Raw genomic sequence first — 21,995 nt, forward strand, 5'->3', positions numbered from 1 at the left:
GGCCCGTGTTTTCGTTGCGGGGGATTTTCTGGAGCCCGGTTTACACAAAGCCGCGGGCAAATAAAAGGCAGCTGTTCGTGCGCGCCGGCGCCAGGGTGCCGACGAAACGGCTTCGAATTCACCGCCCGATGGTGCACTCTGGCTGTGATGGCAGAAAATTCCCACGTCCTCTACGCCCGCGAGGCATCGCTCGATACCGCGCAGTTCCGCCGCGTGCTGGCCGAATCCGGCCTCGGCGAAGTCAGGCCCGTCGATGACGAGGCCAGACTGAAGGCGATGCTGGAGGGCGCCGACCTGATCGTGACCGCCCGTCTCGACATGGAAGGCAAGCCGCTGATTGGCGTTGCCCGCTGCCTGACCGACTTTTCCTGGGTCTGCTACATCTCCGACCTCGCCGTCTCGGCCAGGGCGCAGGGACTTGGCATCGGCAAGGGGCTGATGGACGAGGTGGCCCGGCAGCTCGGACCGTCGGTCGCCATCAGCCTGATTTCGATGCCCGGTGCCGTCGGCTTCTACGAACGCATCGGCATGAAGCGCATGCCGGACGCCTTCTGGATCTCCCGCAAGCGCTGATTCTTTATCTGCCGCGATCTATCCGGTCGCCAACGGCGTGCGATCTTGCCGCTTGACATGCAACCAAATGGTTGCATATTAGAGCAATGAGCATGGATGCAGTCTTTCGCGCCCTGGCGGACCCGACACGCCGGCAATTGCTGGACAGCCTCCATGCCAGGAATGGGCAGACGCTGAATGCGCTGTGCGCCGAGATGGCCATGACCCGCCAGGCGGTGACCAAGCACCTGGCGATCCTGGAGGAAGCAAACCTCGTCGCCACCATCCGCCGGGGTCGAGAGAAGGAGCACTACCTCAACCCGGTTCCGATCAACGAGATCGCCGACCGCTGGATTGGCAAATTCGAGCGGGGGCGGCTGACTGCCCTCAGCGACCTGAAGAAACGCCTCGAAAGGGAAGACTGATGAGCAACAGCTTCGTTTATGTAACCTATATTCGCACCACGGCCGAAAAGCTCTGGGAAGCGTTGACCGACCCGGAGTTCAACCGGCAGTTCTTCCTCTGCTCCTATCAGGAGAGCGAATGGAAGGTGGGCTCCAGCTGGAAGCTGATCTTCCCCGACGGGCGGGTCGCCGACAGCGGCGAGATCCTCGAGATCGATCCGCCGCGGCGCCTGGTCATCAAATGGCGCAATGAATGGATGCCCGAGATCAGGGAAGACGGCTACACGCGCTGCACCTTCACCATCGAGCCGGACGGCGAGCTGATGAAGCTTGCCGTAACCCATGAAGCGGACGGGCCGCACAGGCTGATCGGCAACGTCGCCAAGGGGTGGCCGCTGGTGCTGGCCAGCCTGAAGAGCCTGCTCGAGACCGGCAAGGGCTTCGAGCGTCCGCCATCAAAGGGTTGAAGGCTCGTTTCGTCAACGAAACAAATTTGATGTGGAGCATCCATGATCCACGCTCCCAGGGTACGGAGCATGACCAATGGCGACACCGTCATGGCATCGGCCGAGATCGAAGCGCCTCCGGAACGCATCTTCGAGGCACTGGTCGGCGAGGAAATCGGGCAATGGTGGGGGTCGGCCGACACCGAACGGATGATCGACTGGTCGGCCGACCTGCGCGTCGGCGGCCATTGGACCGCTATTGTCCGAACGGCCGACGGCACGGACCTGCCGGCCAGCGGCGAATTCCTCGAGATCGAGGCGCCGCGCCGGATCGTCCAGACGCGGGCCTATGCATGGGACCATCCCGTGCTTGGCCGACGGCAAACCACGGTAGCCTGGCTGCTGCAGCCGGTTGCCAGGGGCACGCGCCTTACCATCTGCCATGGCGGTTTTGCCGGGCTGCACGAAGCGGCGGCGGAACATGCAGAGGGCTGGGCGCGGGTGCTTGCCTGGCTGCAGGCACATGTCGAGGCTGGAAGACTGGCCGCGGCCTGAGCGGCGGGCCGTTGCTTTGCGTAGCCTCTCTCCGCCTTGACCCACACCTCATCCGGCCCACATCCCATACATGGGAAAACAGGCATGTTCATAGGCACGGCCGGTTGGGGCGTTCCGACACGATACGGCCAAGACTTCCCACAACCCGGTTCGCATCTCGAACGCTATTCCCGGCACTTTCCGGTCGTCGAGATCAATACATCCTTCTACAAGCCGCACCGCCGCGAGACCTATGAGCGCTGGGCACGCGCCGTGCCGGAGCACTTCCGCTTCGCCGTCAAGCTGCCGAAGGCCATCACCCATGAGCACCGACTCGCCGGCTGCGACGACCTCCTTGAGAGCTTTCTCCTGCAGGCCGAAGGTCTCGGCGCAAAGCTGAGCGTGCTTCTGGTGCAGCTGCCTCCGAGCCTATCCTTCGAGCCGGATGTCGCGAGCGGTTTCTTCGACATGGTCGGCAAGCGAACCCAAGCAAGGCTGGTTTGCGAACCGCGCCATCCCAGCTGGTTCGAAGCCGACGCTGAAGCGCTTCTGGCCGATCGCCGGATCGCGCGTGTCGCCGCCGACCCCGCTCCGGTGCCATCTGCTGCGGCGCCGGCAGGCTGGCCCGGCCTCGCCTATTTCCGCTGGCACGGCGCGCCGCGCGCCTATTACTCTGACTACGATGCCGATAGCCTCGCCAGATTTGGCCGGCAAATGGAGGCGGCGGCGGCTTCCGGTGCCGAGGTCTGGGGAATCTTCGACAACACGGCCGCCGGCCATGCGCTGGGCAACGCGCTTGCCGTCGAATCGATGATCGCCCAGACGCTTCTTCCTTCTCCCCTTGTGGGAGAAGGTGTCGCCGAAGGCGACGGATGAGGGGTGTTCCAGCTTGGCAAGGACGGAGATCTGTCACGCACCCCTCAACCGTCTCGGCGCTGCGCGCCGATCCACCTTCTCTCACAAGGGGAGAAGGGAGAGGCAGGCCCAGCCAGGCGCCTCAAATCACATTCAATTCCCGGAACGCCCGGCCCTCGGCCACCCGTTCGTAGCCAAACGCCGAGCAATCGATCGTCCGGTAGCCGCCATGCACGATCAGTTCCGCCAGTGCCTTGCCGACCGCCGGCGCTTGCTGCAGGCCGTGGCCGGAAAATCCGTTGGCGAAGAGGAAATTCGTCACTTCGGGGTGCGGGCCGATCACCGCGTTCTGGTCGAGCGTGTTATAGTCATAATGCCCGGCCCAGGCACGCGTCGGCTTGATCGCCTCGAAGGCCGGGATGCGGGTTGCCAGCACCGGCCAGATCACCTCTTCGAACAGCGGCCAGTCGACGTCGAAATCGCCGGGATCGGCCGGGCCGTCGCCCTCTTCCGGTTCGGCGCCGCCGGTCAGGTAGACCGAGCCTTCCGGCCTGACATAGATGCCCGAGGGATCGACCAGCAGCGGCATGTCGGCATATTTCTCGCGCGCCTCGAAGACGAAGACGTTGCGCTTGCGCGGCTCGACCGGCAGCGCCAGCCCGGCAAGGGCGGCGACCTTGCCGGCATTCGGCCCGGCGGCGTTGATGACGGTGCCGGCCTCGATCCGGTCGCCATTATCGAGGCTGACGCCGGTGACGCGGTGGCCCTGCCGCTCGATACCGGTGACCGAAGCGCTGATGAAGTCGATCTTCTTCTGCCGCAGCGCCTTGCGGAACAGCGTCAGCATCGCATGCGCGTCGAACCAGCCTTCGCCGGTGCGGCCATAGGCGCCGGCGGTGATGCCTTCCGCCGACAGCCAAGGGAAGCGGCGCGTCAGCTGGTCGGCGTCCTCGAGCAGTATGTCGGCGCCTTCGGCGACCTGCGCCTCGTGGTTGGCCCTGAGGATCGGCAGCCCGGCCTCGCCGGCAAGGATGAGATAGCCGCCCTCGCGAAAACCGATATCGGCGTCAGTGCCGAATTCTTCCTTCAGCCGTCGGAACAGTTTCAGCGTGAATTGCGACAGGCGGATGTTTTCCGAAATCGAGAATTGCTGGCGGATCGAGGCCATGGAGAGCGTCGTCGCCGCATGGGCGAATTGCGGGTCGCGCTCGATCAGCGCGATCGAGCCGGAAAACCCTTCCTCGCGCAGATAGTAGGCGACCGAGGAGCCGACGATGGCTCCGCCGATGATGACGATGTCGTAGCGCACTTTTTTTCTCCGATCCGCCGTCCACACTCTACGCGACCGGCAAAGTGATCTCGAAGCGCGTGCCGCGCTCGGAGTCAACCAACCTGATCGTACCATCATGCGCTTTCAGGAGGGCCAGCACGATGCCGAGGCCCATGCCGGTGCCGCCGGTAGAGCGCCGCGTGGTGAAGAACGGCTCGAAGATGCGCGCCTGGTTGCTTGGCGAAATGCCGGCGCCGTCGTCGCTGACCAACACCGTCGCCTTGCCGCCGGCGCTTGCGGCAGTGATCGAAACTTGCGTCGCGCCGTGCCTGGCCGAGTTGTCGATGAGATTGCCAAGCACGATTGCTCCGTTCTCGGCCGAGATGCGCAAGGCCAGATCGCCGCCGGCCTCGACCCTAACCGCCAGCCTGGTGTCGACGGGAAGCAGCGCCAGCGCCGACCTGACCGAGGTGCTTTCGCCGCTGGGCGCGAGGTTTTCGGCCCGCGCCAGGTCGAGCAGCCGCCGGACCAGCAGGTTGAGCCGTCCGGCATCGGTGACGATATTGTTGGAGAATCGCCGCCGCTCGTCATCGTCCATCGCCGCGCCGGAATCGCGCAGCAATTCGGCCGCGCCCTGGATCGCCGTCAGCGGCGATTTGAGCTCATGCGAGACGTGGGTGGCAAAGGTCTGGATGCTATCCGAGCGCGCCTGCAGTTTCTCCGCCATGTCGAGAAACGCGGCGGACAGTTCGGCCATTTCGCGCGTGCCGTGATGATCGAGCGGCCGGATCGCGTCGCGGTCGCCGGCGGCGATGCGCTGGGTGCGGTCGATCAGCGCATAGATCGGCCGGCTGACAGTGCGCAGGAAGACGAGGCCGATGAGCAGCGTGCCGCCGAGGATGGCGATCGCCGCCGCCGTCACCTTGCCGCGTTCGCCATAGAGATGTTTTATGATGTTGTTGGGCGTCCGCGAGACATAGACCACGCCGGCGACCTTGCCGTTGACGGCAACCGGCAGGGCGACGAAGACGCGCACCTTGGTGCCGCGGCTGACCGAATAGAGCGGCGGCGCCGGCTGGTTGGGGATGCGCAGCCGGAGCGCGCTGGCATAGCGCCCGGCAAGTGCGGCACGCACCTCCTCGACCCCGGCAAGCGACTGCCCGATTTCGTCGCGCCCGGCAATGACGACACCTGCGGGATCAAGCAGCCGGAAACCGGCCAGCGTGGTCTTCTGCGTCGCATCGAGAATGCCGGTCAGGCGCGCGCCGATCGCGGCGAAAGCGGGATCGGCCGTGGCGGGCATCCCGGCAGGCCGGGTCGCAAGCACGTAATCCGAGGCGAGATCGAGCTGCGGCTCGATCGGCCGATAGGGCGATTCGGGATTGGCGCTTCGGCTCGCGCCGCCATTGGCCCCAGGCATCGGCGCGCCGAGCTTTTCCGGCAAAATGCCGGCGTCGCGCACCTCCTGCGCATAGATGGCGGCGATGGCGGCACCCTGCGCGATCAGCTCCGCCTCGGTCTGGCGGATCAGCTGGTTCTCATAGAGGCGGAAGAAGAACAGGCCGACCAGCGGCAGCGCCATCACCAGGATCAGGATGGCGACGACGACCGTGGCGAGACGAGGCCGCCATTTGCGGCCGATCCACTTGCTGCCAATCCATTTGCTTGACGTCGTCAGCCGCATCGGCCGAGCCGGAAGCCGACGCCATGCACCGTCTCGATGACCTCCGGGCAACCCACCGCCGCCAACTTGGCGCGGATGTTGCGGATATGGCTGTCGACGGTGCGGTCGGCGACATGGATCTTGCCCGCATAGGCACTGGCCATCACCGCCTCGCGGTCGAGCACATGGGTGGGCCGCGCCAGAAACCCTTTCAGGATCGAGAACTCGATCCCCGTCAGGGCCAGCGGCTTGCCGTCGAAGGCGGCCGCGTGGCTGGCCGGCGCCAAGGTGAGCTTGCCCTGCGCGAACTGCCTGTCGTCGGCGGGTTCGGGCGCGACGGGGCGGGCGCGCCGCAGGATGACGTTGACGCGGGCGACCAGCTCGCGCGGGCTGAACGGTTTGGTGACATAATCGTCGCCACCCATTTCGAGCCCAAGGATGCGGTCGATCTCCTCATCTCGCGCGGACAGGAACAGCACCGGCACGTCGGATGTGTGGCGCAGCCGCCGGCAGACCTCCAGCCCATCCATCTCAGGCATGCCGATGTCGAGCACGACAAGGTCGGGCGTGCGCCGTTCGATCGCCTGCAGGGCGGCGGCGCCATCGGCCACGGCGGCCGTTTTCATGCCGGCCTTTTCCAGCGCGAAGCAGATCACTTCGCGGATATGCGGGTCGTCGTCGGCGACGAGGATGTGATGCGGCATGGCTCAGCGGTCCGGCACGGGTTCTGCGACACCAGGAACAACGATCGGCCGCCTGCTGTCGAGATAGCGAAGCAGGCGCCAGTCGCGAAAGCTCCAGCTGCGCCAGTTTTCCTGCAGGCTGCGATACCAGCCTTCATCGACACCGCGCAACCTTGCCAGTTCGCCGACGGCGCCGGCATCGGCCGTCTTACGCTGACGATCGAAGAAGCGGTCGAGCGCCGGAAAGGCGCCCGGGCCGAGCGAGCGCAGATACCAGGCGTCGAGGGGAATGCCCTGGCCGGTCATTTCAAGGGAATGGTCGACATTGTAATTGGCGATCAGCGCGGCGAAGTTGATGAAACAGCAGGCATAAAGCGCCAGGGATAACGTCAGAAGATTGGCGGAGAGCAGCCATTCATTGGATTTTCCGAGCGCGATGCGGGCGATGGTCAGCGCAAGCCCGGCCGCCACCAGCCCCATCCAGACGAAAGCAGCGACGCGCCAGTAGGTCAGCGCATAGATGCCGACATAGAGGTCGAGCCGCAGGATCGACGAGGCGACCAGCATGATGTTCTGCGCTACCCAGGCATAGACCAGGCGGCGGATAAGCGGATCGGCCGATGCCTCGCTGCCGGGCCTCAGCGCCGCAAGGACAAAACCGGCGGCGAGCAGCGCGGTGCCAACAAGCGGATAGGCGCCGCGATGCGCGTAGGCGGCGTAGCTCAAGCCATCGGGAAGCGCGACCCCGCCCCACAGATAGGTGGCGTCGAGCCCGCTCTGCATCGCGAACAGGATGTTGAAGACAACGAGCGCTCGAAGGATAGCCGCCTTGCCGAAGACGATGTCCTCGACAACATGCCTGTCCGGGCCAGCCGCCGGCTGGGCATCGGCAGGGGGATGATCCGGTCGGAAAATACGCCGCCGGAATCGCGGCAGGCGCGGCCGCAGAACGGCCCAGACGCCGGCAAGCACGAACAGCCAGAAGGCGATCCGCGTCAGCTGGATCAGGTCGAGCAGCCTGATGAGATCGATCAGCGACAGCCAGTATTCGATGACCGGGTTGGCGGCGCCGAACAGGGCGACGAAGACGGCGCCCAGCGTCAGAGGCATCACCCAGACCGCGATCGCCGCCAGCCTTATGCGATGCCCGCCGAACCGCCGCGCCGCCCTTCGCCACTGGAGAAAATCGCCGAGGAACCGCACCGGCGCCGCCAGCCCGAACAGCGCGATCTGGCCGGCAATGCGCGCCATGCGGTGCCGCAGCCGGCCGCTCAGCGAAAGCGCGAACACCACCAGGGCCGCGAGCGCGATAGAGACGGACAAGGGGCTGGCAGCCTCGGCCAGCGGCAGCAGCGCGACAAGCAAGGCGGCTGACTTGAGCCACACCTTGCCATCGTTGAAGGCGGCGGGATGCACGGCCACCACCGCCGCGGCAATCAGGATGGCGAACAGGAGAACCGTGATGCCGGCGGGCTGGCCGTAGAACAGGAAATCGGCGATCGCGACCAACAGCAGGGCAACGCCGAAGCGGCTGCGATAGCTTGGCGCCGAAGTGAGCAACACTGTCATGACCTGATCGTCCCCATGGCTTCCAGTCGGGCCGTCGGAGGGCGTCTGCGGACGAAAGGGATGAGGGTTGCCGTCGCACGTGGTGGATCGGCCAGCCACCAGCCTTCGCTGCGCAGCCTGTGGGGCAGGGACCAACGGGGTTTTGCTCGCTTTTGCATGCCGCCTTGTGGCGGGCCGGCATGAAGTTGGCGGGGCAGATACGAGGAGGTTTTCGGCATGCGCGTGCAGTTTTCGTGCAGGGCTGGTGCACTGCCCGCCATTCTTTGCGGACGCGTTGGCGTACCCCAGCCAGGCTCCTTTCCTCTCCCTCCGGAGGGGGGAGAGGTGGCTCGGCGAAGCCGAGACGGAGTGGGGGAACCACCTGGCAACCGCCGCAAACGGACATAGGAAAGGGCACCGGGCGCAAGCATCGCATCGCCTTGCGCCCAAAGGTCGACCCCCACTCCGTCGAGCTTCGCTCGACACCTTGCCGGGGCGAGCCGCGGGTCTCGCCCGTCCTTCGGACCCCCCGATCGACGGGGGAGAGGAAAGGCGCCCTTCGGCAACGGCTGCGGAGGACAGGCAAGGGACGGCGCAAGCTTTCGCGGTTGGCTCGTATCAGGTATCGGTCGGACGCTTGCCTCGCCCGACCGCAACCGGCATAGATCGGACATGGAAACCTACCGTCCGCGCCGCTCCGTGCTCTATGTCCCGGCCTCCAACGACAAGGCGTTGGCCAAGATCGCGCAGCTTGCCTGCGACGCCGTCATCATCGACCTCGAGGACGCCGTCGCCCCCGCCGACAAGATCGCCGCGCGCGAGAAACTGGCCGGCATTTTCGCCAATCGCCCTGGTGCCGACCGCAATGGCCGGCGCTGCGAGATGGTGGTGCGCGTCAATGCGCTATCCAGCGAATGGGGCGCCGACGACCTTGCCGCCGTGGCCAAGGCGGAACCGGACGGCCTCCTGCTGCCCAAGGTCGACACACCGCGCGACGTGCTCAAGGTCGGCGATGTGCTGGACGACAATTTTGCCCCCGACAGCGTGAAGCTATGGGCGATGATCGAGACGCCCAAGGCCATGCTCAACATCGGCGCCATCGCCGAGCTCGGCCGCGACCCCGCCTCGCGGCTGGATTGTTTCATTGCCGGAACGAATGACCTGATCAAGGATACCGGCGTCCTGGCGACGCCCGACCGCGCCTATCTCCTGCCATGGCTGATGCAGATGCTGCTGGCGGCGCGCGCCGGCGGCCTCGACATGCTCGATGGGGTGTTCAACGATTTTCGCGACCTGGACGCGTTCGCCCGCGAATGCACGCAGGCCGCCGCCATGGGCTTTGACGGCAAGACGCTGATCCATCCATCGCAGATCGAGGCCGCCAACCGCGCCTTTGCCCCGTCGGCGCAGGCACTGGCCGAGGCGCGCGCGGTGAAGGATGCCTTCGCGGAGGCGCAAAACAGCGGCAAGGGCGTCATCGCGCTGAACGGCAGGATGGTCGAGCGGCTGCACTTGGCGCAGGCCGAAAAACTGCTGGCGAAAGCGGCCGCCATCGGGGCATGATATTCGCCGACTTGGGATACACGACAGGAATTGGACGATGAAACTCTACCGCTTTCTCACCGCCCCGGACGACGCCAGCTTCTGCCACAAGGTGACGGCGGCGCTGAACAAGGGCTGGCACCTGTTCGGCTCGCCGACCTACGCCTATGACAAGAAAGCCAAGACCATGCGCTGCGGCCAGGCCGTGGTGAAGGATGTCGACGGCCAGGAATACGGGCCGGATACCAAGCTCAGCGACTGGTAGGGGAAAGCGACGCGGCGCAGACCCTAGGATGACGAAGGCACAGCCTATTCAGCAGCCTCTTCGATCTTTTCCATATCATCGTCCGACAGGCCGAAATGGTGGCCGATCTCGTGGATCAGCACGTGGGTGACGATGTCGCCCAGCGATTCCTCGTTCTCGGCCCAGTAGTCGAGCATGGCGCGACGATAGAGCGTGATGCGGTTGGGGCCTTCCCCGGTTTGCGGGTTCCAGCGTTCGGCGATGCCGCGCCCCTCAAACAGGCCGAGCAGGTCGAACGGCGTCTCCAACGACAAATCGTCCATGATCTCGTCGGTCGGGAATTCGGCGATCTGGATGACGATCTCGCCGGTCAGCTTGCGAAAATCCTCCGGCAGATGGGCGTAGGCCTCCAGGGCCAGGAACTCCAATTCTTCCATCGAGGGCGCAAGTTCGCCATGCCAGGTGCGGGTCTTGTAGATGCGGGCCATGCTTTGTCCTTTAATCCCGGCATATAGGTGTTCGCACCGGTCGAGGCAAATGACGCCTATACGCCGGCGTCGCGCCGGGAGAGGAATAAATTCCTTATGACTCTGCTTGACTCTTCCAGCGCCCTCTGGAATCAATAGGAACATAACAGGAACAATTGTGAGTGGAAGCTGACCGTCATGGCGATGACCGCCGTGGCGCGGGAGACTGTTTTTGCCCTGCGCCGCCAGATCGCGAAAATCGAGGGAACGCTGCCCGAGCGCCTGCAGGCGCCGGCGGCGGCGCCCCTTGATGCCGGCGCCAGCGCTGACCCCACGCCAGGCAGCGATCTGACGATCATCCGGCGCGGCCTTGCCGCGGCCTTGCCGGATGCCTTCCTGCCCATCGGCGTCGAGCGGCTCGATGCCGCGCTCGGCGGCGGCCTGCCGAAAGCCGCCCTGACCGAAATCCATGGCCTGGAAACCCGCGATGCGGGAGCCGTGGCCGGCTTCGCCCTGTCGCTCGTCAGCCTGATCCTCAACCAGGCGCAGGGGCTGCCCATCTTATGGATCGGGACATCGGAAATTTTCCACGAGGCCGGCTTTCCCTATGCCAGGGGGCTGCATGCCGCCTTCGGCATCGAGCCCGGGCAATTGCTGTTTTCCGAGGCGCCCAGGCTTGTCGATGCGCTGTGGATCGCCGAGGAGGCGGCACGCATGACGGCGCTTGCCGCCGTCATTCTGGAAATCCGCGGCAATCCGCAGCGGCTGGACCTGACCGCGACACGCCGCCTGCATGCGCGGGCGCAAGGTGCCGGCCGGCCGGTGTTCCTGCTGCGGCAGGCGGCCGAGCCGGAACCGACGGCGGCGCCTATCCGCCTCATCGCCGCGTCGGCGCCGGCCGTGCCGCGCGCCACGGTCGCCGGGCCGCTCGCCGGTTCGATCGGCCACCCCGCCTTCACCATCAGCATCGGCAAGAGCCGCACGGCCTTGCCTGGACAATTCATACTGGAGTGGAACCCCGATGAACGCGTATTCGACGAAAGAAGGGGCGAGGAAGAGCGGGCAGAGAATCCTGTCCCTGTGGTTTCCCTATCTGGCGGCCGAAAGGATCCTGCGGCAGCGTCTGGGGAAATCCTGGCGTTCCCGACCCTCGGATCATCCGTCGCCATCTCACCCACCGCTCGTGATCAGCCACCGCCAGGGCAACGCGCAGCGCATCTCAGCCCTCGACGAGCGGGCTGAGGCGCTGCACCTGAAGCGCGACATGGGGATTGCCGATGCGCGCGCCATGCATCCGTCGATCGACATCGTCGAAGCCGATCCGGAGGCCGACCGGCGCCTGCTCGAGGGCCTTGCCGACTGGTGCGACCGCTACACGCCGCTGGTGGCGCTGGACAGCATCGACGGCCTGTTCCTCGACGTCACCGGCTGCACCCATCTGTTCGGCGGCGAACGCGCCATGCTCGACGAAATCCTGTCGCGCTTCTTGCATCAGGGTTTCGACGTCCGCGCCGGGCTTGCCGGCACGCCCGGGGCGGCCTGGGCGGCGGCACGCTTTTGCGGCGACCGCATCGTTCTATCGGGCGAGGAGGAAGCCTTGCTTGCTCCCTTGCCGCTGGCCGCCCTTCGCATAGCGCCGGAAACCCGTGCCAGCCTGGAAAGCGTCGGGCTGCGCACGGCGGGCGCCGTCATGGCCGCGCCGCGCGCGCCGCTTGCCCGCCGCTTCGGCGCCTTGCTGCTCCAGCGCCTCGACCAGGCGCTTGGCCGTCTCGACGAAGCGATCTCGCCGCGCCTTCCCGTCGCGCCGCTTTCGGTCGAACGCCATCTCGCCGAACCCGTCACGCTGACGGAGGAGATAGAGCGGCTGGTGGGCATGCTGGCGACGACCTTGAAGACCGACCTCGAACGCCGCGGCGAAGGCGCCCGGACACTGGCGCTGCTGCTCTTTCGCGTCGACGGCGCCGTCAGCCGCATCGCGCTCGGCACCTCGCGGCCGATGCGCGAACCCTTGCTGATCCGGAAATTGTTCCATGAAAGGCTGGCAGCACTCGAGCAGCATATCGATGCCGGCTATGGCTTCGACCTGGTGCGCCTCTCGGTGCTGGCTGTCGCCGCTTTCGACACGCAGCAGACCGATCTGACCGGTGAAGCGGCCGACGACGGTGCCGACATCGCCCTGTTCGCCGACCGTATCCGCGCCCGTCTCGGCGAGAGCGCGGTTCTCCAGCCTGTCCCTGTGGAAAGCCATCTGCCCGAACGCGCCGTCGCCATCGTCCCCTTCAGCGAGGCGCCGCGCCGGACCACGCCGCCGAAGAAGCCGGACAGGATGCAGGCGCCGATGACCATCTTCCCGCCGGAACGCCCGATCCGGCTGTTCCGCGCGCCCGAGCCCATCGATGTGCCGGCCACCGAAATGCCGGAGGGACCGCCGCTGCATTTTCGTTGGCGCCGCGCGCTCTACCGCGTCACCCGTGCCGAGGGTCCGGAGCGCATCGCCGCCGAATGGTGGCGCGAGGCGCCGAGCGATCCGGCGGCATCGACACGAGACTATTTCCGCATCGAGGATGCCGATGGCCGCCGCTACTGGCTCTACCGGCAAGGCCTTTACGGCAGCGCCTCGCAGATCCCGCCGCGCTGGTTCATGCACGGGGTCTTCGCATGAACGCGCTGACCGTCATTCCCTATGCCGAGTTCGGCATCCAGTCGAATTTCTCCTTCCTGCGCGGCGCTTCCAAGCCGGAGGAACTGGTGGTCGCGGCCAAGCTCATGGGTTTCTCCGCGATCGGGCTCGCCGACCGCAACAGCGTGGCCGGCGTGGTGCGCGCCTGGCAGCAGGCCAAGGTCGAAAAGCTTGCCTATCATCCTGGCTGCCGGCTGGTTTTTGGCGACGGCACGCCGGACATTCTCGCCTATCCCAGGGACCGCACGGGCTGGGGGCATCTGTGCCGCATGCTCACCCAGGCCAATCTGCGCGACGAGACCGAAAAGGGCGCCACCTTGCTCCAGCGCGGCGACTTGCTCGAATGGGGGGACCGGATGTCGCTGGCGGTCTTGCCCGATCTGGCGCAGGACGCGCAGGACAGTCTGGCCTTGCTGCGGGAACTCGAGGGCCGGCTCGGCAGCGCCCTGCGGCTCGGCGTCTCGCCCTGTTATGCCGGCCATGACCGCTTCAGGATCGAGCAGGCGGCGGCGTTTGCCGAAAGCACCGGCATTCCGCTGATGGCGACCAACGACGTGCTCTACCACACGGCCGAACGCCGCCCCTTACAGGATGTGCTGACCGCGATCCGCCTCAATGTTCCGGTCGCCGAGGTAGGGCTGGAGCTGACCGCCAATGCCGAACGCCATCTGAAGCCGCCGCTGGAGATGGCGCGCCTGTTCCGCAGGCATCCGCGGGCGCTGGCGGAGACGCTGCGTTTCGGCGAAGAGCTGACCTTCTCGCTCGGCGACCTTCAGTACAATTATCCCGATGAGCCGACGGAATCGGGCCTCGGTCCGCAGGCGGAGCTGGAGCGCCTGGCCCGGGAGGGAGCGGCCCGGCGCTTTCCCGCTGGTGTCCCCTCCAGCGTCATAAAACGCATTCAGGAAGAACTCGCCCTGATCGAGCGGTTGAATTACGCCCGCTATTTCCTGACCGTCCATGACATCATCAAATTCGCCCGCGGCCAAGGCATTCTCTGCCAGGGCCGTGGTTCCGCCGCCAATTCGATCATCTGCTTTTGCATCGGCATCACCGAGGTGGGACCGGACAAGATCGACACGCTCTTCGAGCGTTTCATCTCGGAGGAACGCAACGAGCCACCGGATATCGATGTCGATTTCGAGCATGAGCGGCGCGAAGAGGTGATGCAGTACATCTATACGAAATACAGCTCCAAGCGCACGGCGCTCGCCGCCGCCGTCATCAGCTATCGCGGCCGTTCGGCGCTGCGCGAAGTGTCGAAGGCGATGGGCCTGTCGGAGGATGTCCGGGCGTCGCTTTCCGGCTCGATCTGGGGCTGGTCGACCTCGGAGCTCGGCGAGAAGGAAGCCAGGGCCGGCGGCCTCGACCGCAGCGATCCCATATCGCGGCATGTGATGGAACGCGCCAACGAGATCATGGGCTTCCCCCGCCATCTCTCCCAGCATGTCGGCGGCTTCGTCATCACCAGGGACCGGCTCGACGAAATCGTCCCCATCGTCAAGACGGCGATGGACGAGCGCAAGATGGTCGAATGGGACAAGGACGATCTCGACGCGGTGAAGATCCTCAAGGTGGATATACTGGCGCTCGGCATGCTGACCTGCCTCCAGCGCGCTTTCACCTTGCTCGAAACCCAATACGGCGTCAGAGACGACTATGGCAGGCCATTGACCCTGGATACGATCGCCAAGGAGGATCCCCGCGTCTACGACATGATCTGCCGCGCCGATACGCTCGGCGTCTTCCAGATCGAATCGCGCGCCCAGATGTCGATGCTGCCACGGCTGAAGCCGCGCGAATTCTACGATCTTGTCATCGAGGTGGCGATCGTGCGGCCAGGCCCGATCCAGGGCGATATGGTGCATCCCTATCTGCGCCGCCGCCAAGGCAAGGAAAAAGCCGAATATCCCAAGCCGGAGCTGGAAAAAATACTCGGCAAGACGCTGGGCGTGCCGCTGTTCCAGGAGCAGGCGATGAAGATCGCCATCGTCGCCGGCGGCTTCAGGCCGGGCGAGGCCGATGAACTGCGCCGCGCCATGGCCACCTTCAAGCGCACCGGCACCATCGGCAATTACCGCCAGCGCATGATCGACGGCATGACAGGCCGAGGCTACGAAAAGGACTTCGCCGAGCGCTGCTTCAAGCAGATCGAGGGTTTTGGCGAATATGGCTTTCCCGAGAGCCACGCCGCCTCCTTCGCGCTGCTCGTCTATGCCTCCTGCTGGTTCAAGACCTTCTATCCCGACGTGTTCTGCGCCGCGATCCTGAACTCGCAGCCGATGGGCTTCTACCAGCCGGCGCAGCTGGTGCGCGACGCCCGCGACCATGGCGTCGACATCCGCGAGGTCGACGCCAATTTCTCCGTCTGGGACTGCACTTTGGAAAAGGCGCCTTTCGACCCGGCCCGCATCCTGCCGCGTCACGCCGGGATGCGCGGCGTCATCGAGACAAGCCATGCGCTGCGGCTCGGCTTCAGGCAAATCAAGGGACTTTCCAAGGAACGCATGGAGGCTTTCGTCGCCCGGCGCGGCGCCGGCTACTCGACCGTCCGGGATGTCTGGCTGCGCTCCGGCCTCAATGTCGACGAGATCGAGAAGCTGGCGCAGGCCGACGCCTTTCGGTCCATCGGCCTCGACCGCCGCGCGGCACTGTGGGAGGTCCGCGCGCTCGACGGCAAGAGCGCCGCCGAGAAGCTGCCGCTGTTCGACCAGCCGGCGCTCAGCCTGCGCGAGCTGGAGCCCGAGACGAGACTGCCGAAAATGCCGCTCGGCGAGCATGTCATCCACGATTACCGCTCGCTCGGCCTGTCGCTGAAGGCGCATCCGGTCGCCTTCCTGCGCGAGCGGCTCGACCGCGCCGGCGTCACCCCCAATGCCAACCTGCCTTCCGTGCGCGACGGCAGGCGGGTCTCCGTTGCCGGCCTGGTGCTGGTGCGCCAGCGCCCCGGCAAGGGCAACGCGATCTTTCTCACGCTGGAAGACGACAAGGCCGTCGCCAATGTCATCTTCTGGGAAAGGACCTTCACCCGCTTCCGGCCCATCGTCATGGGCGCCCGGTTTGTGAAGGTCACCGGGAAGCTGCAGTCGGAATCAGGTGTCGTCCATATCGTCGCCGAGAAGATCGAGGATCTGACGCCCTGGCTGACCGTGCTGCTGGAGAAAGTGAGCGGGGCCGGGGCGCCGGGTGCCTCCTCTGCGGCCGCGAAGGCAGAGGCTCCTGATCGAGATAGCAGACCCGCGCCACGCAATGCGCCGGCCGGACAGGATCTCGCAACGCTGTCGGAAGAGGCGGAACGCGTCATGCCCAAGGGACGGAATTTTCAGTAAGCACGTGGGAACAAGCCGCGTGGACGCTCTACGGCGCCCCCCTCTGCCCTGCCGGGCATCTCCCCCACATGGGGGGAGATTAGCAGCGTCGCCGCCCCGCCTCCTCTGACAAAGTTGAAGGTTGGCGAAAGCCGAGGTAACAGCCAATCTCCCTCCTTGTGGGGGAGATGCCCGGCAGGGCAGAGGGGGGCGCTGGCCCGCCAGCCTCTCGCAACTCTACTATCAGCTAAGAACTCTAACTCGGCCCACCCAGCCTCGGCGGCGCCAGCACATCCTCGGCCGAGATGGTTCGCGCCTCGGAGGGCAGCATGATCGGTATGCCGTCGCGTACCGGATAGGCAAGCTTGGCGACCCGCGAGATCAGTTCGCCCCGCTCCGGATCCCAGGCTAGCGGCCCCTTGGTCAGCGGGCAGGCCAGGAGTTCCAGCAACTTGGGGTCGACATTGAAATTCTTTCCGTCACGCCCATCCGCCGCCATCGTGTCGCCTCCTGACCAACTATCGGAAGATGTGTTGAGATTCAGGTCAGGCCAAGTCGAAAATGGCGGCTTCCGAGAACCGGAGCGGAGCGTACTTTTCGCACGTGAGCCCCGGAAGCGCAGAAAGCCGCCATTTGCAGGCCCGCATCACCTGAATATCGGCACATCCTACTGCAGGCTCGAGCCAAAATCCTCATTCTCGCGCGCCAGCGTCATCTCGGTGATGGCGATCAGCGTCTCGGCACGCGTCTTCAGGTCCGCGGCTTCCAGCAACGCCTGCTTCTCGGCCGGTCCATAGGGCGCCATCATCGACAGCGCGTTGACCAGCATGGCGTTTTCGGCCCGGCTGACGCTTTCCCAGTCGGCTTCCAGATCGTTGGCCTGCAGATAGGCGCGAAAGGCCCGCAGCAACGCCGGCCGGTCGATTTCATCAGCCGCCTGCTCCTCGTCGAGATCGGCCAGGAAGGGTGCCGGTTTGCACTGGCGGAACGGCGTCTTGACCGTCAGCTCGTGGGCGATGCGGAACCGGCACACGCCCTGCAGCGAAATCAGGTAGCGGCCGTCGCCGGTCTCTGAAAAGGCGATGATGCGACCTATGCAGCCGACATTGCAAAGCTCCGGCTCGCCATCCTCGCGCAATGCGCCATTGAGACCGGGCTGGATGATGCCGATGAGACGCGAGCCGGCGACCGCCTCGTCCACCATCTGCAGGTAGCGCGGCTCGAAGATGTTGAGCGGCATGCGGCCGCCCGGCAAAAGGAGCGCGCCCTCGAGCGGAAAGATCGGGATCGTCAACGGCAAATCCTTGGCGAGCCGGTAATGCGCGTTTCCCGCTTGCACCTCATTCCTCCGATCGCTTCGATGGCGAAGCGTCAACCCTGCCCTGTCCTATCTGGCGCTCAGGCCCGACGCCGCAAGCCTGTGCGACAAAACAACCGATAACCGGCTCAGGAAAACAGCAACGCCGACAATTTGCGGCGCGCGGCAAGCGTCGCCTCGTCGGTCATGCCCCAAGCCTCGAACAGTTGCAGCAACTGGGTCCTGGCGCCGTCCTCGTTCCAGGCGCGGTCGGCCTTGATGATGGCCAGCAGATTGTCGGCCGCCGCGGTGCGATCGCCCCTGGCGTTCTGGATCATGGCCAGATCGAAACGAGCCTGATGGTCCTTGGGATTTTCTGCAAGCCGGCGTTCGAATTCGGCCGGGTTGCCGAGTTCGGCCGCCTGCGCGGCAAGCGCCATCTTGGCGCGCAGGGCGGCGAGCGCCGGCGCGTCCTTCTTGGCCTCGGGCGCCGTTGCCAGCAACGCCTCGGCGCCTTCCGTGTCGCCGGCTTCGAACAGCAGCTCGCCCAGCCCGCCAATCGCCTCGACCGTCTCCGGCGCCTGCGCCAGGATGGCGTCATAAATGTCGGCGGCGGCCTGCATGTCGCCGGCGTCGCGCGCTTCCACGGCCGCCGCCAGGGCCTCGGCCACCGGCGGCGCGCCATTGCCCTTGCCGCCGACCTTGGTGATGAATTCGTTGATCTGGCTATCGGGAATGGCGCCCATGAAGCCGTCGACCGGTTGGCCGTCCTTGAAGGCGATGACCGCCGGAATCGACTGGATGCCGAGCTGGCCGGCGATCGAGGGATGGTCGTCTATGTTCATCTTGACCAGCTTGACCTTGCCGCCGGCGGCCTTGACCGCCTTTTCCAGCTGCGGCGTGAGCTGCTTGCAAGGGCCGCACCACGGCGCCCAGAAATCGACCAGCACCGGCTGGCGGCGCGATTCCTGGATGACGTCGGCGGCGAAGGCGGCGGTCGTCGTGTCCTTGATGACATCGCCGGCGGGGGCGCCCGCGGGCGCATCGCCAACCGCTGCCTTCGCCGGCGCCGTGGCCGTTCCGCCATACTGCACCGTGGTGGCATACTGGCCGCCATTGTTTCCGAATGATCCGCCAAACGGATTGTTGTCGCTCATCTCGTCACCCTTTCGGTCGCTGCCGGCCCGCGGCTCGGCGCCATGTCTCAATTGGAAATCGGCTTCGCCATCCATGTGGCGATCATGCCGAGACTTTCAAGATAGCAGCATCGTGCCCGGTTGCCTCGACGAATCTGATGAGATCGGCCGCCGCGATCGACGTCGTCGCTTCGTTGGTCAGCGGATGCGCGTTGATGACGGCATGCGCCATCAAATCCTTGTCGAGCACCAGCTTGACCCTGTTTTCCCTGTCATTGATGACGCCGAAGACGGTGACGGCGCCCGGCGTGACGCCCAAAAGCTCCATCAGCATTTCCGGCTTGCCGAAGGAAACCCGGCTGGCGGCGCCGATCGACTGATGGATCTGCTTGAGATCGACGACCGCGTCCTCGCCGACGGTGACCAGGAAGAAATTGTCCTTCTTGTCCTTCAGGAACAGGTTCTTGGTGTGTCCGCCGGCGATTTCGCCGCGCAGCGCCTGCGAATCGGCCACAGTATAGAGCGGCGGGTGGCGTTTCGTCGAAACGGCGATGCCCAGTTCGGCGAGAAAGGCGAAAAGCTCGGCTTCGATCTTCGGCATTGGATTTCTTCTTCGGCTGGTTTGCGGCCATGCCGTTTATCGCATCGGCCACGGAATCGGAATCATTTTTGCGCAAGCCTGGTGCGCGCCGCCGCGAAAGCCGGTTATTCCCATGCACGCGGCGATGGTGCGCGCCCCGACGAGGCGGCAATGGTCGGACCGCCGCCCAACACGGCCCCCAGATCCGGCGAGAAGCCTTGTCACGGGCGGCTTGCCTGCATCATGGCGCCGGGCAGCAAAAAGCCTGTTATTTCCCTGTTGCAATCGCCGCGCTCTTCAGCCATATAGGCCCGGCTTGCGGCCAAGACGCCGTGTGAGCGGGTGTAGCTCAGGGGTAGAGCACAACCTTGCCAAGGTTGGGGTCGAGCGTTCGAATCGCTTCACCCGCTCCAATTTCCTTCAGGGGATCAAGCATCGAAAAGCCGCGGTTCGCCGCGGCTTTTTCGTTTTCTGTGGCGGTTGAAGCCCAGCCACCTCAAGCCTGCGAAGGGCGGTGGCGCCGGCAAATCGGATGGGCCTGGGCTTCCGCCGGCATGAGCCGATGCAGCGGCAGCGCGTCCATGTCACGGAGGCCCATCCAGCATCAGGAGCCTGCCGTCCCGGGAGGCCGGGTCATGGTCGAGCTGATCAACGTGGCGGCCAGACGAGCTCACGCGGCAATGGATCGCGTTGGTATTGGCTATCGCTGCCGTGAGCGTCGCTCTCTTCAAAAATGACCGACCGGTGACAGGCCGTCAAACTATTCATCGGTGGCGGCGCAAGTCGCGGCCTCGTCGCCCCAGTCAGTTCATGGCCTGCAGATGTCGGTAGGAACGGTCGGTCAGCTCTTGCATATCCATATCATTGAGCCAGCCATGCCGAAATACGAGCTGATTTACTCTGACTGCGCCTTGTTCACGCCACGCCGCGCTTTCTGCTCCTCGAGCAGCGTATAAGCCACAAAATATTTGTAGATATTTCCGACATACTGAACCGTTTCGCGCCCAACCACCTTCGCGGCGCCGTTCTCCACATTGCCGAACCATAGATCGGGGTTGAGGCCCATCGTCTTCGCGGCACTGCGAAATTTGCGCAAGTTGCCGGGCCCGGCATTGTAGGCGGCAAGCGTCAACAGCGCCCTGTTGACTGGGTCGAGTTCGGCATCGTTCACATAGGTTGCCGACAAATAACGCATGTATTTTGCGCCCGCTTCTATATTGCGATCCGAGCTTTCCGCTATGCCGCTGATGCCTATCGCCTTATCGGCAGCAGTCGACGGCAACATTTGCATGATGCCGACGGCGCCCCGAGAGCTGCGTTCGCTCTGGTCGAGACGCGATTCCTGGTATCCCTGCGCGGCCAGCAGCAACGCATTGAGTTTGTAGGCAGCGCTATATTTCTCGAAGGCGTCGCGCAGAGCCTGGAATTTATCGACCTCGGACTGCTCGTAGGCGGAACGCACCATCTTGTCATCCTGGTAGTAGCGCTTCTTCAAAATGTTGCCGAAGGTCGTCCCGACCTTGTATTGCTTGACGAAAGCGTTGAGCCTTTTCATCAGTTCCGGGCTGTTCTTGCGGACCGCCCAGGCGATTTCCCCGTCCTGCGCTATCGCAATGTCATCGTGCAGTTCGATGTTATCGAAGACCCTGGACCAGATCCGCGCCTTGTGGCCGTCGACCACGCACCAGGGCAGCAGGCCGGCATTGACCATCTCCAGAAGATCCTCATCCTCGAGATTTTCGTCGATCGGCGCGATGCCGATCTCGGCTTGGCCCGCCGCGCGCCGGTCGCTGTTGAGCTTTTGCAGATGCTCGAAATAGCTGCTGCTCGCGCGAACGCGGATTTCCTTGCCGCCGAGATCGTCGATGGCGGCGATTTTCGGCGCGGCCGGGCCGGTGACCAGGATTTCTTTCACGCCGCTCGCCAGGGGATCCGTGAAGTCGACGATCTGCTGCCGTGATGGGGTAATCGTCAGATTTGCCGCGACAATGTCTCCGCGCCCTTCGATGAGCGCGGGAAGCAGCCGGTCCCGGGCCACCGGCACGAAGGCCACACGAATTTTTTCGACTTCCTTTTTCTTGTTCTTGTTGATCTGCCGCTCAAGCGCCTGGCCAAACTCGACCGCCGTGCCAAGTTGCTCACCACGGTCGATGAAGTAGATCGTCTTGCTGTAAGGGACCAGGATTCGGATAAGACGTCTCTTTTCCATTCCGCCGTAGTCGCCGGTCCAGGCGTCAAATCCGGGGCGCAAAGCGGCCTCTTTGGACTGTGAGAGATTGGGGAAAAGCAGCGAGGCCAGGGCAAGCACGATGAGGGCCGGCACGATGCGCGCTACGGCCCTCCGGAAGATCAAAGCCGCGCCACGGCTGTTTCGCCTTGTCACCAGAAGGAAGAACTGAAAAGTATCGAGTATCAAGTCGGCCATTATCATCCCGGTTCACCCCTCTGCTTCGCCGAGCCATCAGATCATGGATCGAACGTCATCCTGAGCCAACTGTTGCTGGAGTATGGTATTCGAGTTTTCTTGTGCACGACAAAAGCCCGCATCTTGGCCAAGTCGAGCCAGGTGGCGGAAACTCGGCCAGGAGCATGTGTTCTCCATTGAGGCATGCTCATTGGAAGCGATCGGCCATTTGCCACGGAACAAAGAAACGCCAGCGCGCCAACCGGCGCGATCCACGCGCAATGAAGTTGACATTGCCCCCAGCCTCCACGACCCTTGCACCGGCGTACCCACCGATGCCACCCGCTCCTTCATTGCGATCCGCATGGCGGTGCCTGGTCGC

The 21,995-nt window shown here is 64.8% G+C and carries 20 protein-coding genes and 1 tRNA gene; 11 read left to right on the top strand and 10 right to left on the bottom strand.

Translation table 11 applies throughout. The features are described 5' to 3' along the window. Positions 1-147: 147 nt before the first annotated feature. From EN845_RS23565 to EN845_RS23585, 5 genes are all read left to right on the top strand, one after another. Positions 148-573, top strand: coding sequence for a GNAT family N-acetyltransferase (locus EN845_RS23565; protein WP_127872767.1), 426 nt, complete (start codon positions 148-150; stop codon positions 571-573). A gap of 86 nt (positions 574-659) precedes the next feature. Next, positions 660-977: a metalloregulator ArsR/SmtB family transcription factor gene (locus tag EN845_RS23570; protein WP_127276562.1), complete on the top strand. Its 318-nt coding sequence runs from the start codon at positions 660-662 to the stop codon at positions 975-977. Further along, positions 977-1,423 (top strand): SRPBCC family protein, encoded by a 447-nt coding sequence (locus EN845_RS23575; protein WP_127872766.1) that lies wholly within the window; start codon positions 977-979, stop codon positions 1,421-1,423. Before EN845_RS23570 ends, EN845_RS23575 begins: the two co-directional genes overlap by 1 nt. A gap of 69 nt (positions 1,424-1,492) precedes the next feature. Beyond that, positions 1,493-1,957: an SRPBCC domain-containing protein gene (locus tag EN845_RS23580; protein ID WP_245511787.1), complete on the top strand. Its 465-nt coding sequence runs from the start codon at positions 1,493-1,495 to the stop codon at positions 1,955-1,957. Positions 1,958-2,041: 84 nt separating this feature from the next. Continuing rightward, entirely contained in the window at positions 2,042-2,812 is a 771-nt protein-coding gene (locus EN845_RS23585) for a DUF72 domain-containing protein (protein WP_127872764.1), read from the top strand. A gap of 121 nt (positions 2,813-2,933) precedes the next feature. Here EN845_RS23585 and EN845_RS23590 read toward each other — a convergent pair whose 3' ends face one another. From EN845_RS23590 to EN845_RS23605, 4 genes are read right to left on the bottom strand one after another with little or no spacing between them, the layout of a single operon-like run. Next, positions 2,934-4,100: an FAD-binding oxidoreductase gene (locus EN845_RS23590; protein ID WP_127872763.1), complete on the bottom strand. Its 1,167-nt coding sequence runs from the start codon at positions 4,098-4,100 to the stop codon at positions 2,934-2,936. A gap of 28 nt (positions 4,101-4,128) precedes the next feature. Beyond that, the gene (locus tag EN845_RS23595; protein ID WP_127872762.1) at positions 4,129-5,745 is read right to left on the bottom strand and encodes an ATP-binding protein; all 1,617 of its coding nucleotides are present in this window, start codon (positions 5,743-5,745) and stop codon (positions 4,129-4,131) included. Next, positions 5,736-6,428 (bottom strand): response regulator transcription factor, encoded by a 693-nt coding sequence (locus EN845_RS23600; protein ID WP_127276548.1) that lies wholly within the window; start codon positions 6,426-6,428, stop codon positions 5,736-5,738. Before EN845_RS23600 ends, EN845_RS23595 begins: the two co-directional genes overlap by 10 nt. Before the next feature lie 3 nt (positions 6,429-6,431). Further along, positions 6,432-7,976 carry a DUF4173 domain-containing protein gene (locus tag EN845_RS23605; RefSeq protein ID WP_127872761.1) on the bottom strand — a complete coding sequence of 515 codons (1,545 nt, stop codon included), beginning with the start codon at positions 7,974-7,976 and terminating at the stop codon, positions 6,432-6,434. Between the two features lie 651 nt (positions 7,977-8,627). On the opposite strand from EN845_RS23605, the gene EN845_RS23615 reads away from it, so the two are divergent. Then, positions 8,628-9,518 carry a CoA ester lyase gene (locus tag EN845_RS23615; protein WP_127872759.1) on the top strand — a complete coding sequence of 297 codons (891 nt, stop codon included), beginning with the start codon at positions 8,628-8,630 and terminating at the stop codon, positions 9,516-9,518. 37 nt (positions 9,519-9,555) lie between these two features. Next, positions 9,556-9,762: a DUF1737 domain-containing protein gene (locus EN845_RS23620; protein WP_027145959.1), complete on the top strand. Its 207-nt coding sequence runs from the start codon at positions 9,556-9,558 to the stop codon at positions 9,760-9,762. A gap of 44 nt (positions 9,763-9,806) precedes the next feature. On the opposite strand, the gene EN845_RS23625 is transcribed toward EN845_RS23620, so the two are convergent. After that, positions 9,807-10,229 carry a metallopeptidase family protein gene (locus tag EN845_RS23625; protein ID WP_127280999.1) on the bottom strand — a complete coding sequence of 141 codons (423 nt, stop codon included), beginning with the start codon at positions 10,227-10,229 and terminating at the stop codon, positions 9,807-9,809. A 177-nt stretch (positions 10,230-10,406) separates the two neighbouring features. Here EN845_RS23625 and EN845_RS36140 point away from each other — a divergent pair, with 177 nt between their 5' ends. Genes EN845_RS36140 through EN845_RS23640 form a run of 3 tightly spaced genes read left to right on the top strand, consistent with a single transcriptional unit; the run spans position 10,407 to position 16,217 of the window. Continuing rightward, entirely contained in the window at positions 10,407-11,450 is a 1,044-nt protein-coding gene (locus EN845_RS36140; RefSeq protein ID WP_127872758.1) for a hypothetical protein, read from the top strand. After that, on the top strand, positions 11,392-12,870 hold the full coding sequence (locus EN845_RS23635) for a DUF6504 family protein (protein ID WP_127872757.1): 1,479 nt from the start codon (positions 11,392-11,394) through the stop codon (positions 12,868-12,870). Before EN845_RS36140 ends, EN845_RS23635 begins: the two co-directional genes overlap by 59 nt. After that, the gene (locus EN845_RS23640; RefSeq protein ID WP_127872756.1) at positions 12,867-16,217 is read left to right on the top strand and encodes an error-prone DNA polymerase; all 3,351 of its coding nucleotides are present in this window, start codon (positions 12,867-12,869) and stop codon (positions 16,215-16,217) included. The genes EN845_RS23635 and EN845_RS23640 overlap by 4 nt, the downstream gene beginning before the upstream one ends. A 235-nt stretch (positions 16,218-16,452) precedes the next feature. Here the strand turns inward: EN845_RS23640 and EN845_RS23645 are convergent, their stop codons facing one another. The 4 genes from EN845_RS23645 to EN845_RS23660 form a co-directional block, all read right to left on the bottom strand. Further along, a complete protein-coding gene (locus tag EN845_RS23645) occupies positions 16,453-16,695 on the bottom strand; it encodes a Trm112 family protein (protein WP_127872755.1) in 243 nt (80 codons plus the stop codon). 168 nt (positions 16,696-16,863) lie between these two features. Then, positions 16,864-17,535: an LON peptidase substrate-binding domain-containing protein gene (locus tag EN845_RS23650; protein ID WP_127281055.1), complete on the bottom strand. Its 672-nt coding sequence runs from the start codon at positions 17,533-17,535 to the stop codon at positions 16,864-16,866. A 107-nt stretch (positions 17,536-17,642) separates the two neighbouring features. After that, positions 17,643-18,650 carry a thioredoxin gene (gene trxA, locus EN845_RS23655; protein WP_127872905.1) on the bottom strand — a complete coding sequence of 336 codons (1,008 nt, stop codon included), beginning with the start codon at positions 18,648-18,650 and terminating at the stop codon, positions 17,643-17,645. A gap of 82 nt (positions 18,651-18,732) precedes the next feature. Continuing rightward, a complete protein-coding gene (locus EN845_RS23660) occupies positions 18,733-19,230 on the bottom strand; it encodes a prolyl-tRNA synthetase associated domain-containing protein (protein WP_127872754.1) in 498 nt (165 codons plus the stop codon). Positions 19,231-19,547: 317 nt separating this feature from the next. On the opposite strand from EN845_RS23660, the gene EN845_RS23665 reads away from it, so the two are divergent. Continuing rightward, positions 19,548-19,622: transfer RNA gene (locus EN845_RS23665), tRNA-Gly, on the top strand. 482 nt (positions 19,623-20,104) lie between these two features. On the opposite strand, the gene EN845_RS23670 is transcribed toward EN845_RS23665, so the two are convergent. Further along, on the bottom strand, positions 20,105-21,517 hold the full coding sequence (locus EN845_RS23670; RefSeq protein WP_245511788.1) for a lytic transglycosylase F: 1,413 nt from the start codon (positions 21,515-21,517) through the stop codon (positions 20,105-20,107). Positions 21,518-21,995 lie beyond the last annotated feature (478 nt).

The organism is Mesorhizobium sp. M8A.F.Ca.ET.202.01.1.1 (genome assembly GCF_004791595.1).
Taxonomy (GTDB): domain Bacteria; phylum Pseudomonadota; class Alphaproteobacteria; order Rhizobiales; family Rhizobiaceae; genus Mesorhizobium.